The sequence below is a fragment of the Micromonospora sp. NPDC093277 genome (assembly GCF_044765245.1).
Lineage (GTDB): Bacteria > Actinomycetota > Actinomycetes > Mycobacteriales > Micromonosporaceae > Micromonospora.
Window position 1 is genome coordinate 432,387 of record NZ_JBIWJO010000004.1, and the last position, 20,425, is coordinate 452,811.

Annotated in this window: 18 protein-coding genes; 5 read left to right on the plus strand and 13 right to left on the minus strand. The window is 73.7% G+C overall.

All coding sequences use genetic code 11. The features are described from left to right. Positions 1 to 32 precede the first annotated feature (32 nt). Entirely contained in the window at positions 33 to 692 is a 660-nt protein-coding gene (locus ACIRG9_RS12295; protein WP_402854099.1) for a dienelactone hydrolase family protein, read from the plus strand. Positions 693 to 802: 110 nt separating this feature from the next. Here the strand turns inward: ACIRG9_RS12295 and ACIRG9_RS12300 are convergent, their stop codons facing one another. The 10 genes from ACIRG9_RS12300 to eccB all read right to left on the minus strand — a co-directional run bounded on the left by ACIRG9_RS12300 (position 803) and on the right by eccB (position 10,697). Next, positions 803 to 1,441: a C39 family peptidase gene (locus tag ACIRG9_RS12300; protein ID WP_402854102.1), complete on the minus strand. Its 639-nt coding sequence runs from the start codon at positions 1,439 to 1,441 to the stop codon at positions 803 to 805. 260 nt (positions 1,442 to 1,701) lie between these two features. Then, positions 1,702 to 2,043, minus strand: coding sequence for a hypothetical protein (locus tag ACIRG9_RS12305; protein WP_402854104.1), 342 nt, complete (start codon positions 2,041 to 2,043; stop codon positions 1,702 to 1,704). 71 nt (positions 2,044 to 2,114) lie between these two features. Next, positions 2,115 to 2,933, minus strand: a complete 819-nt coding sequence (locus tag ACIRG9_RS12310) for a hypothetical protein (RefSeq protein ID WP_402854107.1) — start codon at positions 2,931 to 2,933, stop codon at positions 2,115 to 2,117. 157 nt (positions 2,934 to 3,090) lie between these two features. After that, positions 3,091 to 3,570: a hypothetical protein gene (locus tag ACIRG9_RS12315; RefSeq protein WP_402854110.1), complete on the minus strand. Its 480-nt coding sequence runs from the start codon at positions 3,568 to 3,570 to the stop codon at positions 3,091 to 3,093. Between the two features lie 145 nt (positions 3,571 to 3,715). Further along, positions 3,716 to 6,061 carry an FtsX-like permease family protein gene (locus ACIRG9_RS12320; RefSeq protein ID WP_402854113.1) on the minus strand — a complete coding sequence of 782 codons (2,346 nt, stop codon included), beginning with the start codon at positions 6,059 to 6,061 and terminating at the stop codon, positions 3,716 to 3,718. A 156-nt stretch (positions 6,062 to 6,217) separates the two neighbouring features. Next, positions 6,218 to 6,901 (minus strand): ABC transporter ATP-binding protein, encoded by a 684-nt coding sequence (locus ACIRG9_RS12325; protein ID WP_402854116.1) that lies wholly within the window; start codon positions 6,899 to 6,901, stop codon positions 6,218 to 6,220. Continuing rightward, positions 6,898 to 7,422 (minus strand): PadR family transcriptional regulator, encoded by a 525-nt coding sequence (locus ACIRG9_RS12330; RefSeq protein ID WP_402854119.1) that lies wholly within the window; start codon positions 7,420 to 7,422, stop codon positions 6,898 to 6,900. Before ACIRG9_RS12330 ends, ACIRG9_RS12325 begins: the two co-directional genes overlap by 4 nt. Positions 7,423 to 7,534: 112 nt before the next feature. Further along, positions 7,535 to 8,773 carry a WXG100 family type VII secretion target gene (locus tag ACIRG9_RS12335; RefSeq protein WP_402854121.1) on the minus strand — a complete coding sequence of 413 codons (1,239 nt, stop codon included), beginning with the start codon at positions 8,771 to 8,773 and terminating at the stop codon, positions 7,535 to 7,537. Further along, positions 8,766 to 9,140, minus strand: a complete 375-nt coding sequence (locus ACIRG9_RS12340; protein WP_402854124.1) for a hypothetical protein — start codon at positions 9,138 to 9,140, stop codon at positions 8,766 to 8,768. The genes ACIRG9_RS12335 and ACIRG9_RS12340 overlap by 8 nt, the downstream gene beginning before the upstream one ends. A 108-nt stretch (positions 9,141 to 9,248) precedes the next feature. Further along, positions 9,249 to 10,697, minus strand: coding sequence for a type VII secretion protein EccB (gene eccB / locus ACIRG9_RS12345; RefSeq protein ID WP_402854127.1), 1,449 nt, complete (start codon positions 10,695 to 10,697; stop codon positions 9,249 to 9,251). Positions 10,698 to 10,860: 163 nt separating this feature from the next. Between eccB and ACIRG9_RS12350 the strand changes: the two genes are divergently transcribed. Continuing rightward, positions 10,861 to 12,033, plus strand: a complete 1,173-nt coding sequence (locus ACIRG9_RS12350; protein ID WP_402854129.1) for a type VII secretion protein EccE — start codon at positions 10,861 to 10,863, stop codon at positions 12,031 to 12,033. Here ACIRG9_RS12350 and eccD read toward each other — a convergent pair. Further along, entirely contained in the window at positions 12,017 to 13,414 is a 1,398-nt protein-coding gene (gene eccD, locus ACIRG9_RS12355; protein ID WP_402854131.1) for a type VII secretion integral membrane protein EccD, read from the minus strand. The genes ACIRG9_RS12350 and eccD overlap by 17 nt on opposite strands. Before the next feature lie 168 nt (positions 13,415 to 13,582). On the opposite strand from eccD, the gene eccCa reads away from it, so the two are divergent. The 3 genes from eccCa to ACIRG9_RS12370 all read left to right on the plus strand — a co-directional run bounded on the left by eccCa (position 13,583) and on the right by ACIRG9_RS12370 (position 18,421). Next, the gene (gene eccCa / locus ACIRG9_RS12360; RefSeq protein WP_402854133.1) at positions 13,583 to 17,548 is read left to right on the plus strand and encodes a type VII secretion protein EccCa; all 3,966 of its coding nucleotides are present in this window, start codon (positions 13,583 to 13,585) and stop codon (positions 17,546 to 17,548) included. A gap of 257 nt (positions 17,549 to 17,805) precedes the next feature. Beyond that, positions 17,806 to 18,114 (plus strand): WXG100 family type VII secretion target, encoded by a 309-nt coding sequence (locus ACIRG9_RS12365; protein WP_402854136.1) that lies wholly within the window; start codon positions 17,806 to 17,808, stop codon positions 18,112 to 18,114. A 28-nt stretch (positions 18,115 to 18,142) separates the two neighbouring features. After that, entirely contained in the window at positions 18,143 to 18,421 is a 279-nt protein-coding gene (locus ACIRG9_RS12370; RefSeq protein ID WP_402854138.1) for a WXG100 family type VII secretion target, read from the plus strand. Between the two features lie 217 nt (positions 18,422 to 18,638). On the opposite strand, the gene mycP is transcribed toward ACIRG9_RS12370, so the two are convergent. Next, positions 18,639 to 19,874 (minus strand): type VII secretion-associated serine protease mycosin, encoded by a 1,236-nt coding sequence (gene mycP, locus ACIRG9_RS12375; protein WP_402854140.1) that lies wholly within the window; start codon positions 19,872 to 19,874, stop codon positions 18,639 to 18,641. A gap of 155 nt (positions 19,875 to 20,029) precedes the next feature. Continuing rightward, on the minus strand, positions 20,030 to 20,362 hold the full coding sequence (locus ACIRG9_RS12380) for a helix-turn-helix transcriptional regulator (RefSeq protein WP_402854142.1): 333 nt from the start codon (positions 20,360 to 20,362) through the stop codon (positions 20,030 to 20,032). Between the last annotated feature and the right edge of the window lie 63 nt (positions 20,363 to 20,425).

The following is a 20,425-nucleotide window of genomic DNA, read 5'->3' on the forward strand; positions in this document are numbered from 1 at the left end:
GGTGCGGGTCGGCGCGGGGTAAGCGGGTGGGCATGGAGACGCGCGAGGTGACGATTCCGGTGGTCGAGGGCGGGCTGGCCGCCGACGTGATCATGCCGGCCGGCGCGGCCGGCGTGGTGCTCTTCGCGCACGGCAGCGGCAGCTCTCGGCACAGCCCGCGCAACGTGGCGGTCGCGCACCAGCTCAACGCCCGGTCGCTGGGCACCGTGCTGGTTGACCTGCTCACCCCCGACGAGGACGTGCTGGACGCCCGGACCGCCGAGCTGCGCTTCGACATCGGGATGCTCGCCGAGCGGCTGGCCGCCATCGTCGACTGGATGGGCGACGACCCCTCGCTGGGCCCGCTGCCCGTCGGACTCTTCGGAGCCAGCACCGGCGCGGCGGCTGCCCTGGTGGCGGCGTCCGCCCGGCCCGACCGGGTGGCCGCGGTGGTCTCCCGCGGCGGTCGGCCGGACCTGGCCGGCAGCGCCCTGTCGGCGGTACGCGCCCCGACGTTGCTGCTGGTCGGCGGCCTGGACGAAGAGGTGATCGTGCTCAACGAGCAGGCGCGGTCCGAGCTGGGCGAGGTGGCCGAGCTGCGGATCGTCCCGGGCGCCACCCATCTCTTCGAGGAGCCCGGCGCCCTCGACCAGGTGGCCGACCAGGCCGGCGCCTGGTTCACCAGCCACCTGCGTACTCCCCACCCGGCCTGAGCCACCTGCCGATCATGGAGCCGTTTGCGCTCCGCGCTCGGCTGCGGTCCGCCGGTACGGCGAAAGGCCGGCCTCCCGCGACGGGAGACCGGCCCTCGTGCTGCTCCAGGTCAGGAGCTGTAACCGCGGCTGGCGATCCAGTTGGCCAGGTTGGCCGCGTTCATCCAGTACGTCGGCTCGCCCGGACTGGCCGGGTCGGCGATCAGCACCGTTTTGCCGTCATCCTGATAGTCCACCACCGTCAGGTAGTGACCCGTGTAGCTGTGGGCCATCCCGTCGATGTCCAGGGCGGTGCCGATGATGTTGGCGACGACCGGGCGACCCTGGTCGACCGCGGCCTTGACGTCGGTCTGCAGCCGCTCGACCTGATCCTTGGTGGCCGCGTCGTCGCGGATCTCGGTGGTCTTGTACTTGCCGTCGGTGTACTCGTTGAGTACTCGCGTGATGTCGAGGGCGGAGTCGGTGCCGTTCACGGTGGTGCCCAGCTTCTGGGCCAGCTCGTCCTGGCTGACCTGCTTGCCCTCGGCCGACAGCGCGATCCGGGTCGAGGCCGGGCCGCAGTAGTAGAAGTTCGGCTGGGCCTGGTACTGGAAGCCGGTGCGGGGTCCGCCGTTGGCGCCGGCCTTGTCGGCGGCCGCCGAGTTGTCCGGCGGGGCGGCGTGCGCGGCCACGGCGGGACCGGCGACCACACCACCGGACATGATGAGGCCGGCGACGGAGAGCATGCTCCTGCGGAAGATCTGGTTCATCTCGAAGCTCCATTCGGGGGATGACGTCCGGATACGGACGCGGCACCGGGAGTGGCGCTCGGTTCTGCAACGACCGCCGCGGACCGGGCAATTCCGCCCGTCGAGCCGTCGTGTTCGTCCTACGAGAAGTGGAACCAGCCAGGAGGGGCGGCGATTTCCACCGGAGGCATGGCGCCGGTCACCCTAAATACGGATATTCGGGATGAACGCCGTGGAGGGCCCGAAAGTCGTAGCCGGTCGTGCCGTGAGGCCTCGCGCGATCATGAGAGGGGTCGGCGCAGGTGGTCCGGGCCCGGCGGGACGGGCGTGCGTTCGGGCGGCCCGGGTTGCGCCGCGCGCCGCCGGGCGGCCAGCCGACCCAGGTAGAACAGGGCGCCCGCCAGCACGCCCATGTCGTCCAGGTAGATCGGGTCGGGGAGCAGATCCACCGGGAGGATCGCGTAGATCAGGGCGCCGTAGAACGCCACCTTGCCGCCGGCCCCGAGCGCGCCGAGCATCCGGCGGGTCCGCACCACCCGGATGGCGAGCAGCACGGCACCGACCAGCGTCGCCAACGCGACGAGACCGGCGAGCACGACCAGGATCCAGGCCTCACGGGACACAGCGCCACGCTAGCCGAGCCGGGCCGGTTCCGCCGGGTGCCGGCACACCGACACGGCCGCCTCCCCGGATGTCAGTACACCGGAACGGCCGCCCGGCCCCGGGCCACCGGTGCGATCTCGCGGGTGACCTCGGCGGGGCCGGCCGGCAGTTCCCGGGTGGCCTCCGGGCCGGTGAAATCCACGATGGACAGCGCCGACTGCGCCTCGGGCGCGGGACGGGCCGCCGTGTACGCCTCGTCGCGCAGGCTCCGCGCCGCGGCGGCGGCCAGCTCGGCGGCCTGCCAGGCGGCCTGCTCCCGCTCCCGGGCGGCCTGCTGCCGGGTGCGCAGGTTGTCCCGAACCAGCCGGCGCAGCAGCAGTTCCTGCTCCACCGGGTGCCGGCGAGGGTCCCAGCCCCGGTGCCCGAGAATGTCGCTGAGCTGCGGGACGGTGATCTCCTTACGCCACTGCGCGTCCAGCGCGGCCCGGTGCAGCCAGCGCTCCCGGTCCGCGTACTCGGCCGGCGTCCGGGCGGTACGCGGCAGGGGCAGTGCCGCAGCAGCGGCCAGTCGCTGGACGTCCTCGTCGGCCGCCTCGTACGCCTGCCACGCCCCCTCGGCCTCCTCCTGGGCGGCCAGCCACTCGGTCCGTCGCCGCTCGGCGGTGGCCGCCGCGCGGGTCGCCGCCACCTCGATCTCCTGCGCGTACCGGGCCCGCTCCCGGATCTCCTCGGCCAGTTCCAGGCTGCTCGGCCTGGCCGCCTCGCTGATCCGGTCGCCGAACACCGGCCGGAACCGGCCCGGGCGGAGGACCAGGGCGGCGACGACGACCGCCGCCACGGCGAGCAGGGCCAGCCAGATTCCGGCGGCCTGGGGAACGTCGGGCAGGACGGGGGAGAAGATGGTCTGCATCACCAGCACCTCGTGGTGGAACGGTCGGAACTCGGGTCTGGGCCCGCTGGGCGGGCGGCGGATCGCCGTGGACGCGCCGGGCGCGAAGGCGTCGCTGAGGCCGTACCCGATGGCACGGCGAGGAACGGACCGGAGGCCGCGCGGGCGGCCGGCGTGCTCAGGCGCGCGGCGGGCCGCGACGGGCGATCGACTCCCGGCCGGGATCGGCGGCCGGCACCGCGAGGGTGGTCGTGGGCGGTGCCGCGACGTCGTGGTCGGCGTGCCGCGGTGGTACGCCGCGCACCGGCGACACGGACGCCGGTCGCGGCTGCCCGGCCGTGGCCTCGGCGTCCAGCGTGGCCAGCCGGAACTCGGCGGCCGATGCGCTGCTGACCGTGCCAGCGGGCCGGACGATCGGCCCGGCGGCGGCATCCGGGGTCGTGACCGGCAGCCGGTCGGCCGAGGCCGAAGGCGTCCGCGGACCGGTGACCGGGTGGGGCGTCTCAATCGGCCGGACGGCGCCGGCGGAGGCGGGCGCGGCGGCCAGCCCGTTGAGCCCGACGACGAGCACCAGGGCGGTCACCGCAACCCGGGTCAGCTCCCGCAGAGTGCGCAGCGTCGCCGCCCAGAGGGACGGGGCGAACGCTACCGGAAGCACCAATCCAACCTATCCGGCCGAACCGCGTGGTGCAGCTCGAGAAGTGCGCGGGCGACGTGACTCGCCCCACCCTCCGTCATGGACGGACAGCGCTCGCGCGACCCGGCCCACCCGGTGCCCCGAGCCACCGGGTGGGCCGCCCGAGTCACTCGAACCGCAACCCGTCCGGACGGGTCAGCCGCCAGAGCACCGGCAGGCTCGCCAGGGTCACCAGCAGCACCACCGCGGCGCCGAGCCCGACGCCGAGCCCCACCACCGGCCAGCTCACCACCACCGGTGCACTCACCATCTTGAGCAGGGCCGCCCCCATCGCCACCCCGATGCCGGCGGCGAGTACCAGCCCGGCCAGCACCGGCACCCCGGTCTGCCCCAGCACCGACCAGCCGAGCGCGCTCCGCGGCGTCCCGACGGCGACCAGCGCGGCGAGCAGCCGGCGGCGTTCCCGGAGCTGCTCCAGGACGCCGACCAGCATGCTCACCCCGATCAACAGCAGGGTCACCACCGCGCCGGCGAGCAGCCCGCGCCGGACGTTGGCGAACTGCGAGCTCTCCCGCATCCCGGTCAGCGCGTTCACCGGGGCGAACAGGTCCAGCCCGGCGACCTCGGCGCGGACCCGTTCCGCCGCGTCCGGGTCGTTGGGATCCAGGCTGAGCAGCGCGTTGGCCGAGACCCCGGACCGCGGCAGGGACGGCATCGCCCCGGGGGTGACCAACAGCCCGGAGTGTCGTGCCCCCATCGGGTCATTGCGCACCGGGACGGTCCGGGCGGTCGCCGGCACCTGCCAGGTCGCGATGCCGTCGCCGAGGCTCAGCCGGGCACCCGGGCCGATGCCGGCGATGGGGCCGATGCCGGCGTTGGGATCCTCCGGCCAGATCAGGAATGCGTCACCGTCGGTGCAGGACCCGAGGTTGCCGTACTCGGCGAGCGTCGCGCAGTCGCCGACCAGCACCTCGGCGAGGCGGCCCTCCGACTCGTCGGCGCCGGCGGGGTCGGTGAGCGCGGCCGCCGTCAGATTCAGGGTGCCGACGCTGCGCGTCACCCCGGGGATGGCCGCAACCTGGGCCAGCGCCTTTCCGGGCTCCGGCGGGTTGTACAGCCAGACGGCAACCTGGGCCCGGGTCGGGTCCTGGCCGGTGGTCTCCCGGAATTCGTCCTGTATGCCGGCCACCAACATCTGCAGCCCGATGGTGCCGGCCACCGCGACCGCCACCCCGCTGACCAGCCGGGCCGAGGCGGCGCTGTCGAGCTGGAGCCGCCGCACCGCGAGCTGCCAGGGCGGCGGGCCGCCGCGCAGCCGGCGTACCAGCACGTCGACCAGCCAGGGCAGCAGGGCGACCGTGCCGACGAGCAGCAGCATCGCGCCGGCCGCGACCTGGACCTGGGCCGTGTCGGAGCGGCCGGCCCGGACGTCGACGAGCGGCTGGAGCAGTGCGAGTCCGGCCGCCGGAAGCAGCAACCGCCACCAGAGCCGACGCCGGACCGGGGTGGATCGGCGGCTGACGCCCAGCGGCGTGACGAGCACACCACGCAGGGCGAGCAGCGCCACCCCGGCGGCGAGCAGCGGCACGGCCAGCGCCACCAGCGCCACCAGCCACAGCGCCGGGCGCAGGTCGCCGGGGTACACGCTGATGTCGTACACGGATACCAGCGGCGCCAGTTGGCGACCGGCGAGGAAGAACAGCCCGCCGGCGGCGAGCCCGAGAAGGGCACCGGTGCCCGCCTCCCCGGCGGCGATCCGGCGAACCATGCCGGCGTCGGCCCCGAGCAGCCGGAGCGCGGCGAGCCGGCGGTCGCGCTGCTCACCGCCGAAGCGGACGGCCGCCCCGAGGAACACCACGATCGGCAGCAGCAGCACCACGAAGACCACCACGACGAGCAGCCACAGCACCGGACTGAATTCCTCGCCCGCGTCGGCGTCGCCGAAGCGGTCCAGGCGCATCGCGGCCTCGCTCGGCACGGTGTCGCGCCCCAGATAGAAGGCCAACTCGTGGGGGCCGGAGAGGCCCTCGGGACCGATCGTCCCGGTGACCCGGGACCCACCCAGGCGAGGGGTGAGCAGCCGGCCGTCCGGCGAGTCGAGCAGCGCGCGCAGCGCCGGTGAGACGACCGCCTCGCCGTCGCGGGGGAAGGCGGCCAGCCCGGGTGGCAGCGGGGCGTCCGGGCCCTCCGGGTGGACGATCCGCCCTCGTACGTAGTGCCCCCGGAAGATGGTGTCGACCGGGACGACCTGCAACGTGTTCGCCGCCGCCACATCCGGCCGGTGACCCATGTCGGACCGGGCCGCGGTCCGGTCGCTGCGGGCGCCGATCGCGCCCGGCGCCGCCGCGGCGAGCAGCAGCATCGCGACGCCGACGCCCACGCCGAGCGCGGTCAGCAGGGTCCGCGTCCAACCCTCCCGTCCGCCGGTGAGGGCCATCCGCGCGCCCATCAGCAGGTCGCCCAGCCCGGCCCGCAACCGGCCGCCGGGCCGCTGGATCTTTATGACGTTCACGCCACCGCTCCGCTTCGCTCCACGGCGGCGCGAGGCGCCACGCTACTGAGCTTGATGGTTCGCTCGCTCCGCTCGTTCACGCCACCGCTCCGCTTCGCTCCACGGCGGCGCGAGGCGCCACGCTACTGAGCTTGATGGTTCGCTCGCTCCGCTCGCTCACGCCACCTGCTCCAGGCTGCGGGCGCGGCCGTCGCGGACCACGACCTCGCGATCGGAGTACGCCGCCACCCGCGGCTCATGGGTCACCAGCAGGACGGCCGCGCCGGCCTCCCGGGCCGTCTCGGCGAGCAGGCGCATCACCCGCTCGCCGTTGAGCGAATCCAGGGCGCCGGTGGGCTCGTCGGCGAACACGACCCGCGGGCCGGTGACCAGCGCGCGGGCCACCGCCACCCGCTGGCCCTGGCCGCCGGAGATCTCGCCCGGGCGCTTACCGGCGACGTCGGTGACCTCCAGCCGGTCCAGCCACTCGGTGGCCCGCCGTTCCGCCTCACGGCGGGGTACGCGTTCCAGCCGCAGCGGCAGCGCGACGTTCTCCAGGCAGGTCAGCTCCGGTACGAGCTGCCCGAACTGGAAGACGAAGCCGAACTGCCGGCGGCGCAGCGCGCTGCGGGCCGGATCGGAGAGGGTGGTCAGCTCGGTGCCCCGGTAGTGCACCTGGCCCTGGTCGGGGCGCACGATGCCGGCCAGGCAGTGCAGCAGGGTGGACTTGCCCGACCCGGACGGGCCCATCAGCGCCACCACCTCGCCGGCACGTACGGACACCGAAGCCCCGGCGAGGGCCTGGGTCGGGCCGAAGGACTTGTGCAGGTCCGTTCCGGTCAGCAGAACGTCGCCGGTCACCGCTGGATCTCCTTCGCCAGTTCGTCGAGGCGGGCGGTGGTCAGTTCGAGCCAGCGCAGGTCCGCCTCCAGGTGGAAGAGCGCGTGGTCGCAGATGAGCTGGTCGGCGAGGTCGCCGCCGGCTTTGCGCCGGGTCAGCTCGCGCATCAGCCGCAGGTGCTCGGCCCGCTGGGTGTCCAGCACGTCGGCGGCGGGGCGGGCGGTGAGCAGCGCGAGCACCACCTTGGTGTAGAGGACGCTCTGCAGGTAGGGCTCGGGCTTCTCGGGCTGGGACAGCCAGCGCTGGACGTCGGTCACGCCCGCCTCGGTGATCGCGTATCGCTTGCGCTCGGGGCCCTCGCCGGGCTCGACCGAGTCCACCTCGACGAGGCCGTTGCGGAGCAGCCGGGACAGGGTGGAGTAGACCTGGCCGAAATGCAGCGGCCGGGTGTGTCCGAAGCGCTCGTCGTACGCCCGCTTGAGGTCGTAGCCGTGTCGGGGTGTGGATTCCAGCAGCCCGAGGAAGGTGTGTCCGATCGACATGGCGTGGACTATACACAGCCGGTATACCTGCTAGGTATACCCCGGTGCGCGAACGCGGACGGCGCGGCGACCCCTCCGGTGAGGGCTCGCCGCGCCGTCCGTCAGCGTGCGATCAGTCGGTGCCGAGCACCGGCGGCGGCGCCGACCGGCCGTCGCCCCAGACCATCTCGTCCTCGGTCAGCCAGGTGAGCCGTTCCTCCGACTCGTCCTCGGCGTGCTGGCCGCGCCCGCCCAGCACGCCGTTGCGCCCGGCCATCGCGGGGCGCGTGTTCGTGCCACGGCCACCGTTGGTCCGACCCTCGGACTCCACCACCAGGCCCCGCCCGGAGGCGAGCCGCCCGGTGCCGGCCGCCGACCGGTTCTCCAGGCCGGACATCCCGCCGGGCCGGCCGGACGCCGGCCCCGCGCCGGCCAGCGAGCCGGTGCCCACCACGCCGGCCGGCCCGTAGAGGTTTCCGCCGGGCGAGAGGGTCGAGGTGGTGCCGCCGACACCGGTGCTGGTGAGGCCAGTGACCGACGGGCCGGTGGTGGTCACCGGGCCGGCGCCGGCGAGCGAGGTGCCGGCGGGCTCGACCACGTCTACGGAGCCGATGATGCCCGGGTGGCCCGTGCCCGGGCCCCCGGGAACGGCGCCGGGCCCCGTGCCGCCGCTCGGCACCGTGTGGTGGACGCCGGGCGTGGTCGCGGTGGCCCCCGGGATGTGGCCGGCCGTGCCGGAGGTCGGCCCCGACGAGGGCGTGGCCACCGACGGGCCCTTGCGCAGCGTCGGGTCGCTCGGGTCGGAGTGGCCCGGCAGGCGGGGCGGGGGCGGCTCGGGGATGACGACCCGCCCGTAGGCGGAGAAGTCGTACCCCTCGGCCAGGTTGGCGACGACCTGCACCATCCGCTGGTGCGCCTTCTCCTGCTCGGCCTTGTCCTGCTCGTGGCCGACGATGCCGCCGATCACGGCACCCGTGATGCCGCCCAGCATGAAGCCCTTGCCGGCACCGGCGAGCAACTTGTCGTTGTCGTCGGTCTCCTCCGGGCTCTCCGCCTTCGTCTGGGCGGTGCGCAGCTCGGTGGCCATCATGCCGAGCGCCTGCTGGATCTCGGCCGTGCCGCGGGCGAGGTTGCCGGAGTAGTCGACGACCAGGTTCAGCCGCTGGTGAAACTCCCGGGCGGCGTCGCCCGTCCAGCTCTTGGCCAGTGCGTCCAGGTCGCCGGTCAGATCCCGGCTGAGGCCCTCGAGGGTGTCCTTCAGCGAGCTCCACTGGGCGCCGAGCGTGTCGATCTGCTTCGGGTCGCCCGCGGTGACGCCGTGGTAGAGCTCCTTGTGGCTGACGTGCTCATAGCGGCTGGTGTACTCAGACACGCGGATCATCTCCCTTCGCCGGCTTCATCGCGTCGCTCAACCCGGAGAGCGCGGCGATGATGTCGGCCGCGACGGCCGCATTGCGCGCCTCGGTGGTCCGGTAGTTGGTCATGATCGTGTGGGTCGCCTTCTTGGCGGCCACGATCGCCCGGTGCAGCCGCTCGGCGTGGTCGACGTAGCCCGCGTGCGTTTCGGAGTAGCGGCGGGAGTTGGCGGTTGCGTCGGTGAACGTGCCCAGCGCCGGCGGCTGGCACTGCATCTCGGTGTTGAGCTTCTTCAGTACCGCCTCGGCCTCGCTCAACCGCCGCTCGAGCCGCTGGTGAAAGTCCTCCAAGGACAGTACGTCAACTGTCGTGCGCCCGGTCATGACTGCATCCCCGTAGTCATCGTCGAGATTCTTGGCCACACTCAGGTTAGTCGACCGGTGCCGGGCCGGGCGACCCACAGCCGGCCATGCTCCACATCAGATCGGCGGTCAGCCGCCCTGGGCCGGGGTCGCCTCCGTGTCGTCGGATCCGGCCGTCGAGCCGGACGACCTGGCACCCAGGTCGAAATGGGTCATGGCGCCCCGCCGATCCAGGGTCGGCCCGGTCGGCACCAGCGCCAGCAACGAGGCGGGCACCGCCAGCGGCGTCACGTCGCCGTACCCGAGCGCGGCCTTCGCGTCGGGCCCGAGCGGGTAGCGCACCCCCTGGGCGGTGATCAGATAGACCGTGGCGCCGGCCGCCGCCTTCCCGCTCTCACCTGCCGTCGCCTGCACCAGCACGCCCTTGCCGCCCGGCAGCAGCACACGCTCCGCGGTACGCACGGCGTCCCGGCTCCCCTGCCGGGCGTCCACCCCGGTTGCCGCGGTCAGCTCGGCCGGCGGCTGGTCGAAGACCTCCAGCGTGGTGACCGGCGGCTGCCCCGGCCCACCCGACCGGTAGGTGGCGCACAGCACGGTCCGGCCGGGCTGCACCTCGTGCATGACGGGCAGCTTCTCCGGCAGTCCCACGGGATCCATCCGCTGGCCGGTGAAGACCTGGCCGACCTGGTCCGGCGTGAGGTCGGTCACCTGGCCGCCGGCACCGAGCAGCAGCAGCGCGGTCACTTCGGTGACCGTCATCAGCCCCTGCCGGGTCAGCACGTAGTACTGCTCGGCGGCCCGGAAGACCTGCCCGACCCGGGCCGGGCGGTCGCCCACCGTGAGCCCGCCGCTCCCGTCGATCGCCGGCTTCCGCAGCTCCGGCCCGACCGGCACCGCGTTGAGCAACTGCTGCCCGACGGTGAGCGGCGTCGCGCTGGCCATCTTCAACGCCACCAGCGCCTGCTGGTCGCCGACGATCTGCAGCCGCGCGCCGTTGGTGAGCAGGTACCGCTTGCCGTCCGCCCGGACCAGCACCGCCCGGTCGGTGAGCGGGGTGCCGCCGGGCAGCGGCCGGTCGACCACCAGCCGGGTGGTGGAGCGCTGCGGGTCGGCCGGATCGGGCACGTCACAGACGGACCACGGCAGCCCGACCAGCGACTTCCGGTCCGGCACGTCGTCCGGGGCGCCGACGATGCCCACCGCCCGGCCCCGCGGCCGGTCCTTGATCGACGCCTGGGAGACGGTCCGCACCGTCGGGTCGGCCTCGTCGAGGATCAGCCGGGCCGAGGCGTAGTTGAGTGTCGGGTACAGCACGTCCTCGGTGAAGACGTACGTGGCACCGGTCTCCCGCTCGATCACCAACGTGTTCGACTCCAGCGGCGCGGCGTTGCCGGTGAGCTGCCCGTACGCGCCGGCGCCGCCGAGCACTACGGCGGCGGCGATCACGCTGCCGAACACCGCCATGCCGAGCCGGCGCATCGGCAGGTCGTTGGTCTCCGGGTCACCGGAGAGCAGCGCGGAGACGATGCGGCGGGTGACGAAGCGGTACGCCTGCACCTGATCGCGGCGGGTCCGCATGAGTAACCTCCGGCAGGGGTGGGTCCGCGGCGATCAGGTCCGAAACTCCGCCGCGGGCTTCCCTACGATAAGGGGCCGTCGACGGTTGACCGGGACCCCGCCCGCACTCCGGCGACACACCGACCCGTGGGATGCCCAGGATGTCCAGAAGGGACGCTCACCGATGACCCAGGTCCAGGCGCCATCCGGTCGTACGGCCACCGCCCCCGCCGTCGCGGCGGACCGACCGATCACCCCGGCCGACCGGCGTCGGCGTGGCCGGCTCGGCCCGGTCGTCGTCGGTCAGCTCGTGGTGCTGGAGTGCGCCGCGCTGGCCGTCTGGTTCGCCACCGCCGGTCCGGTCTGGATGCTCGCCGCCGTCGCCGGGCTCGCCGTGGTGGCGGTCTTCGTCGCCTTCGGCCGCCGGGGCGGCCGCTGGTGGTACGAGGACCGGGTGCTCCGGCGCCGGCTGCGCCGCCGCCGGGCGCGGGCGCGGGGCGCGGCGCCGGCCGGCGACCCGAGGCTCGGCGCGCTCGCCCCGGAGCTGGCCGTCGTCGAGCTGACCGATCGGGGCACCCGGCTCGGCATCGGCCAGGACGACCGGGGCTGGTTCGCCGCCGTCGCGCTGACCGGCCGCCCCGGCGCGCCCGCCGGCTCCGTCGAGGCGGCGATGGTGGACCGCGCCCTCGCGGTGCTCGCCGACTTCACCGGGCCGGTCACCCAGACCCAGGTCGTGTCGCACACCCTGGTCTGGTACCCGGCGCCGGGCGCGCCGCCGGCCGCCCACCGCACGGTCTGGGTGGCGCTGCGACTGTCGGTCTCCGACGCCCGGGCGGAGACGGTGAGCCGGGGCGGCGGGCTGCGCGGCGTGCATCGCACCGTCGCGGCCGGGATCGGCCGGCTCGGCAAGACGCTGAACGCCGCCGGTCTCAGCCACCGCGTCCTGAGCCGTGACGAGCTGCACGCGGCGGTGGTCTCCGGGGCCGGGCTCGACCTGGCGCCCGAGTCACCGGTGGAGAGTTGGACCAGCCTGCACGGCGGCGGCTGGACGCAGCGCTGCCTGGCGCTGCGGGTACGCCCCAACGGGTCGCTGGGCGCACTGGTCGACGCGGTCACGGCGACCTCGGCGCCGTCGCACACCGTCGCGGCGGTGGTGCTCCCGAGCGGGCGTCGGGTGCCGCCGCTGCTGCGGGTGGCGGCGATGGACGGGCACGCCGAGGCGCTGGTGAAGGCCGTCCGGGACGTGGCAGGCCGGTCCGGCGTGCCGGCCCGTCCGCTGGACGGGCAGCACGGTCCGGGCGTCTATGCGACCGCGCCGGTGGCGACCGTGATGGGCACGGTCACGGTCGAAGATTGACGATCCAGCCGTACGCGCCGCACACCCAGACGGCCAGCGGCACCAGGGCGATGATCAGCAGGATCTCGACGATGTCGAGGGTCCGTCCCCAGACCGGCGAGATCCGCTTGCCCGCCACGCTGAGGCCGTAGATCAGGCTGATCACCGCAGCCAGCAGCAGGCCGCCGAGGATCAGCCCGAGCCGGACGGGCAGCGCCCCGGCGCCGAAGGCGGCCGCGGCGGCCAGCCCCAGCCCGACGGTGCCGGCGAGCAGCACCGGGGTGCGCTGGGCGCGGCCGATGAACGGGCGGGCCCGCAGCAGCGACAGCAGGGCCAGGATCAGGCAGAGCAGCACCGCCGGCAGCCGGCCGTTGTGGGCGAGCACCACCTGGCCGCCGAGCACCAGCAGCGCGACCGTCCACAGCAGGCCGGTGAGGAACGCGTCGGCCCGCTCGCTGTTGCGCAGCACGCCCGGCCCGTCGACCGACTCGGTGTCGGTCTTCAGGTCGTCCGGGCCGGTCGGGATCGACGGCACCGGCAGCCGGGCCAGCCGGTAGGCGACCATCGGCAGCATCGGCAGGGCGGCGAACGCGACGGTGGCGATCACCGCTGCGGCCGCTGCCGCGCCCACCCCGAAGACCAGGCTGACCACCGCGCCGAAGCCGACCGCGGCGCCCACCGCGACCGCGCCGAGGAACAGCGGCAGCCGGTCTCCGACGGCGAGCGCGGCCACCGCGCCGAAGAGCACCACCGCGGTCGCCGCGAGCAGCACGTGCGGGCTGGCCAGCTCGGTCAGCTTCCGGTCCCCGGCGAGGACCAGCAGGCCGCCGATCGCCGCGTAGCCGAGACCGCCCATGGCCAGCGCCGCGCCGGTGCGGCTGTCGCCGGCCGCGCGCGACAGCACCGCGGCGCTCACCAGCAGGGCGAGCGCGACCACCAGCGCGGCCAGCGCACCGGGCAACTGCGGCGGACCGGCGAAGAGCGCCGCCGCCGCGCCGCCGGCCAGGGCCACCCCGGCGAAGAGCACGGCGAACGCGCGGGTGGTGCCGACCTGCCAGGTGCCGGGACGCTGGTTGGTGGCGGTGGCGACCGCGTCCACCACGTCGTCGAAGACGATCTCGGGAGCGGCACCGGCCCGGGGGTTGAAGTAGAGCACCTCGCCGTCGCGCACACCGAGCTGCGCGGGGGTACGGCCGCCGTCCAGCGGATGCCCGCCGAGCCGGGACAGGCTCCACCCGCCGTGCCGCACGCCCTCGTCGGCGAGGTCCTCGCCCGCGTACCGCAGCAGGGTGGGCAGCAGGTCGGCCAGCGGAACGTCCGACGGCAGCGCCAGGTCCATCCTGGTCCGCGGCGCCACGATGGTGATCCGGCTCAGCCCGCCGGTCGCCGTCTTCGTCGCCACAGTGGCCTCCTTGTGCTCGCATACGATCCACCCGGCCGGTGGTGTCGCCCCCCATGGGTCCCGACGCCTTCGGGAGATTACCTACGATGGCTGTCGCACAGGTTGCCCACCCGACGCCTCGGGTGAGTGGCAGACCGCAATCAGGGCCGCTTCTGGGGAGGAGATGCCGTGAGCACGGTGGTGTTCCGCCGGCTTCCGCGTCAACCGGGGCCCGCGCTGCCGCGCGGCGAGGTGCTGCTGGAGTCACCGCCTGAGCTGCCCGAGCAGCAGCCGCGCGGGATGGGCCAGGTGTTGATGATCCTGCCGATGCTGTGCGGGGTCGGAGCGATGGCGTTCCTCTACGCCGGGCGCGGCGGCGGCATGATGACGTACGTGGCCGGCGGGCTCTTCGGCGTGTCGATGCTGGGTATGGCGATCGGGACCCTCGGCGCCGGCAACAACAACAAGGCCGAGCTGACCTCCGAACGGCGCGACTACATGCGCTACCTGGCCCAGATGCGCAAGCGCACCCGCCGGGCCGCCGAGCAGCAGCGCGCCGCGATGACCTGGCGGCACCCGGAGCCGGACGCGCTCTGGTCGATCGCCTCCTCGCGCCGGCTGTGGGAGCGACGGATCACCGAGGACGACTTCGGCGAGACCCGCATCGCGCTCGGCCCGCAGCGGCTGGCAGTGGAGATCGTGCCGCCGGAGACCAAGCCGGTGGAGGACCTGGAGCCGATGAGCGCGATCGCGCTGCGCCGGTTCGTCCGGGCCCACTCCAGCGTGCCGGACCTGCCCACCGCGCTGTCGCTGCGCGCGTTCAGCCGGATCGTGCTGCGCGGCGACCGGGAGCCGGTGCTCGACCTGGCCCGGGCCGCGTTGGGCCAGCTGGTCACCTTCCACGCCCCGGACGATCTGATGGTGGCGGTGGTGGCCGCGCCGGACCGGCAGCCGGTGTGGGACTGGGCGAAATGGCTGCCGCACGCCCAGCACCCGGGGCGGACGGACGCGGCGGGCGCCCGCCGGATGGTCTTCGCCAGCCTCGCCGAGGCGGAGGGGGCGCTCAGCAACGAGCTGAACGGCCGCCCCCGGTTCGCTCCGGAGGCGAAGCCGCTCACCACCGCCCCGCACCTGGTGGTGCTGCTCGACGGCGGCGAGGTCTCCGCGACCTGCGCGCTGATGGGACCTGGCCTGCTCGGCGCCACGGTGATCGACCTCTCCGGCACCGTGCCCCGCGACGCCGGTCGCTGGCTGCTCTGCCTCGACGTCGGCGACGGCACCGGGCTGGACCTGGCCCGGGGCACCACGTCGTCCCGGCTCGGCCGGCCGGACCGGCTCACCGTGGCGGCCGCCGAGGGGCTGGCCCGGCAGATCGCCCCCTACCGGCTCTCGCAGCAGCAGGGGGCCACCGCCGAGGAGCCGCTGTCGCGCAGCATGGAGCTGCCGGACCTGCTCGGTGTCGGCGACGCGGCCACCGTGGACGTGCAGCAGACCTGGCGGCCGCGCAGCCACCGGGACCGGCTGCGCATCCCGCTCGGTGTCGGGCCGGACGGCAACGTGGTCGAGCTGGACTTCAAGGAGTCGGCCCACGAGGGTATGGGCCCGCACGGCCTGGTCATCGGCGCGACCGGTTCCGGCAAGAGCGAGCTGCTGCGTACGGTCGTGGGGGCGCTGGCCGTCACGCACTCGTCCGAGGAGCTCAACTTCGTCCTGGTCGACTTCAAGGGTGGCGCCACCTTCGCCTCGCTGGACGCGTTGCCGCACACCAGTGCGGTGATCACCAACCTCTCCGACGAGCTGCCGCTGGTCGACCGCATGCGCGACGCCCTGGCCGGCGAGATGAACCGCCGCCAGGAGGTGCTCCGGGCGGCCGGTAACTACGTCTCCCGGTACGACTACGAGAAGGCCCGGGCGGCCGGCGAACAGCTGGATCCGATGCCCAGCCTGCTCATCATCTGCGACGAGTTCAGCGAGCTGCTCGCCGCCAAGCCGGATTTCATCGACCTGTTCGTGATGATCGGCCGGCTCGGCCGGTCGCTCGGCGTGCACCTGCTGCTGGCCAGCCAGCGGCTGGAGGAGGGGAAGCTCCGGGGCCTCGACACCCACCTGTCGTACCGGATCGGTCTGCGGACGTTCTCGGCCGTCGAGAGCCGGATCGTGCTCGGTGTGCCGGACGCGTACGAGCTGCCGAACGCGCCCGGTCACGGCTACCTCAAGACCGACACCAGCACCATGCTCCGGTTCCGGGCCGCGTACGTCTCGGGGCCGTACCGGGCGCCGGGGCAGGTGCAGCGGTCCACCCGGGCGCAGGTGCAACGCCGGATCGTCCCGTACGGCATCGACTACGTGCCGGTGCCGGCCCTGCCGAGCCCGCTGGAGACCGCGCCGGAGCCGGAGCAGGCGGCCGACGGCAAGGCCGTGGCCATGCTGGACGTGCTGATCGACCGGCTCAAGGGGCGGGGCCGGCCGGCGCACCAGGTCTGGCTGCCGCCGCTGGCCGAGCCGCCGAGCCTGGGCGAGCTGCTGCCGCCGCTGAGCGTGCACCCGACGTTCGGCCTGTGCACCGCCAACTGGCCGGGCCGCGGCCGGCTCACCGTGCCGGTCGGCATCGTCGACCGCCCGTACGAGCAGCGGCGTGACCCGATGATGGTGGATCTGGCCGGCGCGGGCGGCAACGTGGTGATCGTCGGCGCTTCGCTGAGCGGCAAGAGCACCCTGCTGCGGACGATGCTCGCCTCGCTGGCGCTCACCCACACCCCGCGCGAGGTGCAGTTCTTCTGCCTCGACTTCGGCGGTGGCGCGTTGCGCAGCCTGGAGGGTTTGCCGCACACCTCCGGGGTGGCCGGCCGGCGGGACACCGAGGCGGTCCGGCGGACCATCGCCGAGGTGGTCGCGATCATCGACGAGCGGGAGCTGCGCTTCACCCAGCACGGCATCGACTCGGTGGCAAGCTACCGCCGGCGGCGGGCGGCCGGCGAGTTCGCCGACGACCCGTTCGGCGACATCTTTCTGGTGGTCGACGGCTGGAACACCCTGCGCCAGGAGTACGAGGAGCTGGAGCAGACCATCACCAACCTGGCCAACCGCGGGCTGGGTTTCGGCGTACACGTGGTTGTCACGGCCGTGCGGTGGGCGGAGATCCGGATCAACATGCGGGATCTGCTCGGGACGAAGCTGGAGTTGCGGCTCGGCGACCCGGCCGAGTCGGAGATCGACCGCCGGGCCGCGCAGAATGTGCCGACGGGCACGCCCGGCCGTGGTCTGACCCACGACAAGCTGCACTTCCTCACCGGGATCTCGCGGATCGACGGCAAGCGCGACATCGAGGACCTGACCGAGGCGTCGGTCGCCCTGGCCGGGCACGTGGCGACCAACTGGCCGGGTCGTCCCGCGCCGAAGGTACGGCTGCTGCCGCGCAAGCTTTCCGTCGCCGAGCTGGCGAAGGTCATCGACCGGTCGGCCCCGGGCATCCCGATCGGGGTCAACGAGTCGGCGCTCGCGCCGGTGTACCTGGACCTGGCGAGCGAGCCGCACCTGACCGTCTTCGGCGACGCCGAGTGCGGCAAGACCAACCTGCTGCGGCTGATCGCCCGGGGTGTCGCCGAGCGGTACAGCCCGGCCCAGGCCCGGCTGGTCATCGCCGACTACCGGCGCGGTCTGCTGGGTGCGGTGGAGGGCGACCACCTGCTCGACTACGCGCCGTCCAACCAGGTCTTCAGTCAGGGGCTGGGCTCGATCCGAACCGCCCTGCAGAACCGGCTGCCCGGCCCGAACGTGACCACCGCCCAGCTGCGCGACCGGAGCTGGTGGAACGGCCCGGACCTCTACATCCTGGTCGACGACTACGACCTGGTCGCGTCCGGCGGCAACAACCCGCTCAGCGTGCTGCACGAGCTGCTGCCGCAGGCCCGGGACATCGGCCTGCACCTGATCCTCACCCGCCGGGTGGGCGGCGTGGCCCGAGCCCTGTACGAGCCGGTGCTGCAACGCCTGCGTGAGCTGGACTCGCCGGGCCTGCTGATGTCCGGCAGCCGGGAGGAGGGCGCGGTCTTCGGCAACCTGCGGCCGAGCCCGCAGCCGCCGGGCCGGGGCACGCTGGTCCGCCGCCGCGACGGTCAGCAGCTGATTCAGACCGCGTGGACGGATCCGGCCTAGTGGAGGGGCGTCAGGCGATCGATGCCGACGGTTGCGGTCCGGCTCGGGCCGAGCGCCGTCCACGTTGTACGGTACGGAGCGGGAGCGGTTGCCGGTCCTGGCCTGTCGAAAACGACGATAGGGATGCAGGGCTGCGCGGGTTGGAGCTTGTCCGCTACCGTTCGAGGTGAAGTGTCCGTCGGTGGGGTGCGTTGGCCTTGCCGCGGGGGAGGGCGCGGCGGATCCGCCGCCACGAAGATGACGGAAGGGTGTGAAGCATGGCGTTCGAGGTCAGTGCAGCGACTCTGCACACCGCCGCGAGTGACGTGCGGTCCACGCGCAGCGACGTCGATGGCGAGCTCAAGAAGCTGTGGAACGTGGTCGACGACCTGGCGATGGCTTGGAAGGGCCAGGCGTCCACGGGTTTCCAGAACCTGATGACGCGCTGGAACGAGGACACGGCGAAGCTCTTGACGGCGATGGACAGCATCGCTGACCTGCTCGACAAGTCGGGCACGACGCACCAGGTCAACGACGAAGAGCAGCAGCAGATGCTGGACAAGTTCCACGCTGCTCTCAACCCGTGATCCGCGTAGCCAGGCAGAGGAGGAACTGATGAGCATCAAGGTCGACTACGCCGTCCTCGAGAGCAGCAACCAGCAGATGCAGGCCATCTCGCGGACCATCGACGAGAAGCTGGACACCCTGCGTTCGATGCTGACCAGGCTCGAGTGGGAGGGCGAGGACCGCGTCGCCTACCAGCAGCACCAGGCCCAGTGGGACGCTGCGGTGAAGGACATCAACCGGGTCCTGAACGACATCGGCCAGGCGGTCGGCATCGCTCGGGAGAACTACATGTCCACCGAGATGAGCAACTCCAAGCTCTGGACCTGATCTGACGGGTCCTCTGCGGCTCCGCCCCGGCTCGGCCGGGACGGAGCCGTAGTGCTTTTCCTCCGGGCGCGGGTGCCGCTGCCGGCGGTCCGGATTCCGGCCGCTGACGGCTGGCGTACCCCGCCGCGGGCGGCTGCCGTCGGCGGCCGGGAGCCCGCCCACACGCCGATAGCGCGTCATCAACATCGTGCGGCTCGACGGCCGCCCTGGAACGGGCTCAGGCGTCCAGCCGGGCCGGCCGCCGTCCGGGGCGCCAGCCGCGACGCCGGCCGAGGACCATGATCGGCCGGAGCACCAGCAGGACGCCGGCCATCGCCCCGCCGACCACGGCCACCCAGACCGCCACGGTCCGCTGCCAGGCCAGTGGGTCGGCCGGCGGGACCGGCTCCGGCATCGCCCCGACCGGTGGGTCGCTGCGCGTGCCCAGCAGGCTGGTCACCGCCCGGTACGGGTCGACCACCCCGTAGCCGACCTCGGCGTTGCGCCCCTCCGGCGGGTTGTCGGCGGTGTGGGTCAGCCGGTGGGCGACCTCCTTCGGGCTGAGCTTCGGGTGGGCGGCGCGGACCAGGGCGGCAACCCCGGAGACGTACGCCGCGGCGAAGCTGGTGCCGCCCTGCGGCTCGGCGAGGTATCCCCCCTGCGGCGCCGGGCCGACGATGTTCAGCCCGGGCGCGGCGACGTCCACGTAGTCGCCGGTGACCGAGGTGCCGACGTGTTCGTCCTTGTCGTCGACTCCGGCGACGGCGATGACCCCCGGGTACGCGGCCGGGTAGGCGGGCTGGTCCTGCTGGTTCTCCTGCCGGTTGCCGGCGGCGGCCACCAGGATCACCCCCTCGTCGAGGGCGCGGTCGACGGCCTTCTTCAGCGCCGGGTCGTCCAGTGTGGCCAGGGACAGGTTGATCACGTCGGCCCCGTGGTCGACCGCCCAGGTGATGGCCAGGCCGATCTGTGCCGGGATCGACTCGTCGAAGGTCTTCTTGCCGTCGGCGAGCACGCGTATCGGCAGGATCTTCGCCTCCGGCGCGATCCCCTTGTACGCCGTGTCGGTGTCCTCCCGGCCGGCGATGATGCCTGCCACCAGGGTGCCGTGGCCGACCAGGTCGCACTGCCCCTTGGACCGCGCCAGGTTGTTGAAGTCGGTGCCGTCGAGCACCTGGCCGCGCAGCAGTGGGTGGCTGGGTGAGACGCCCGAGTCGATGACCGCCACGGTGACCCCCGCGCCCCGGGTGATCCGCCAGGCCCCGGCCGGGTCGAGCCGGTCCAGTGCCCAGGGCCTCTCGGTGGGTGCGGGACCGCCGGTCGGGCCGCACTTCGGCGCGGCCACGGCGGGTGCTGGCGGGGCCAGGACGCCGCCGAGCAGCGCCGCGACCGCAGCCGCACAGAGGATGGACCGGAACCGGTGTCCGGTTCGGACGCTCACCGTCGTCCCGTCCGGCCGCAAGCTGTCGCGCACTCGCTGAGATTACCGTCGCTGTGCCGGCGGCAGGGTGCCGGGAGTGTGGCGCCGGGCGGCCGGGGCGATGGACCGACCGCCCGGCGCGTACCGGCTGTCCGGTGGGCGCGGGGCCGGGTCCCGCCGCGCGACGATCCGGTCCGGGAGCGCGGGCGTCAGGCGCCGGGAGCGGCCGGCTCGGCGGTGAAGAGGGCGAGCAGGGCGCCGACCTGCTGGTCGGCCTCCGCCGGGTGCCGGAAGTGGCCGCTCGGGTTGATCGTGTACTCGTTGCGCCGCCCGACCCGGGTGCGACGCAGGTAACCACCGGCTTCCAGGTCGGCGACGATCGCCTGGGCGGCCCGCTCGGTCACCCCCACCTCGTCGGCCACGTCCCGCAGCCGGGCGGTCGGGTTGCGCGCGATGGCCAGCAGCACGTGCCCGTGGTTGGTGAGGAAGGTCCAGTTACGGCCGCTCCCGTTCTCGCTCGCTGTCGTCGCCATGATGGTCATGGTATGACCCCGCTCGGGGCGTTCCGGCTCCTGCCCCGACCCCCCTCCGGTTGCCGTCAGGTC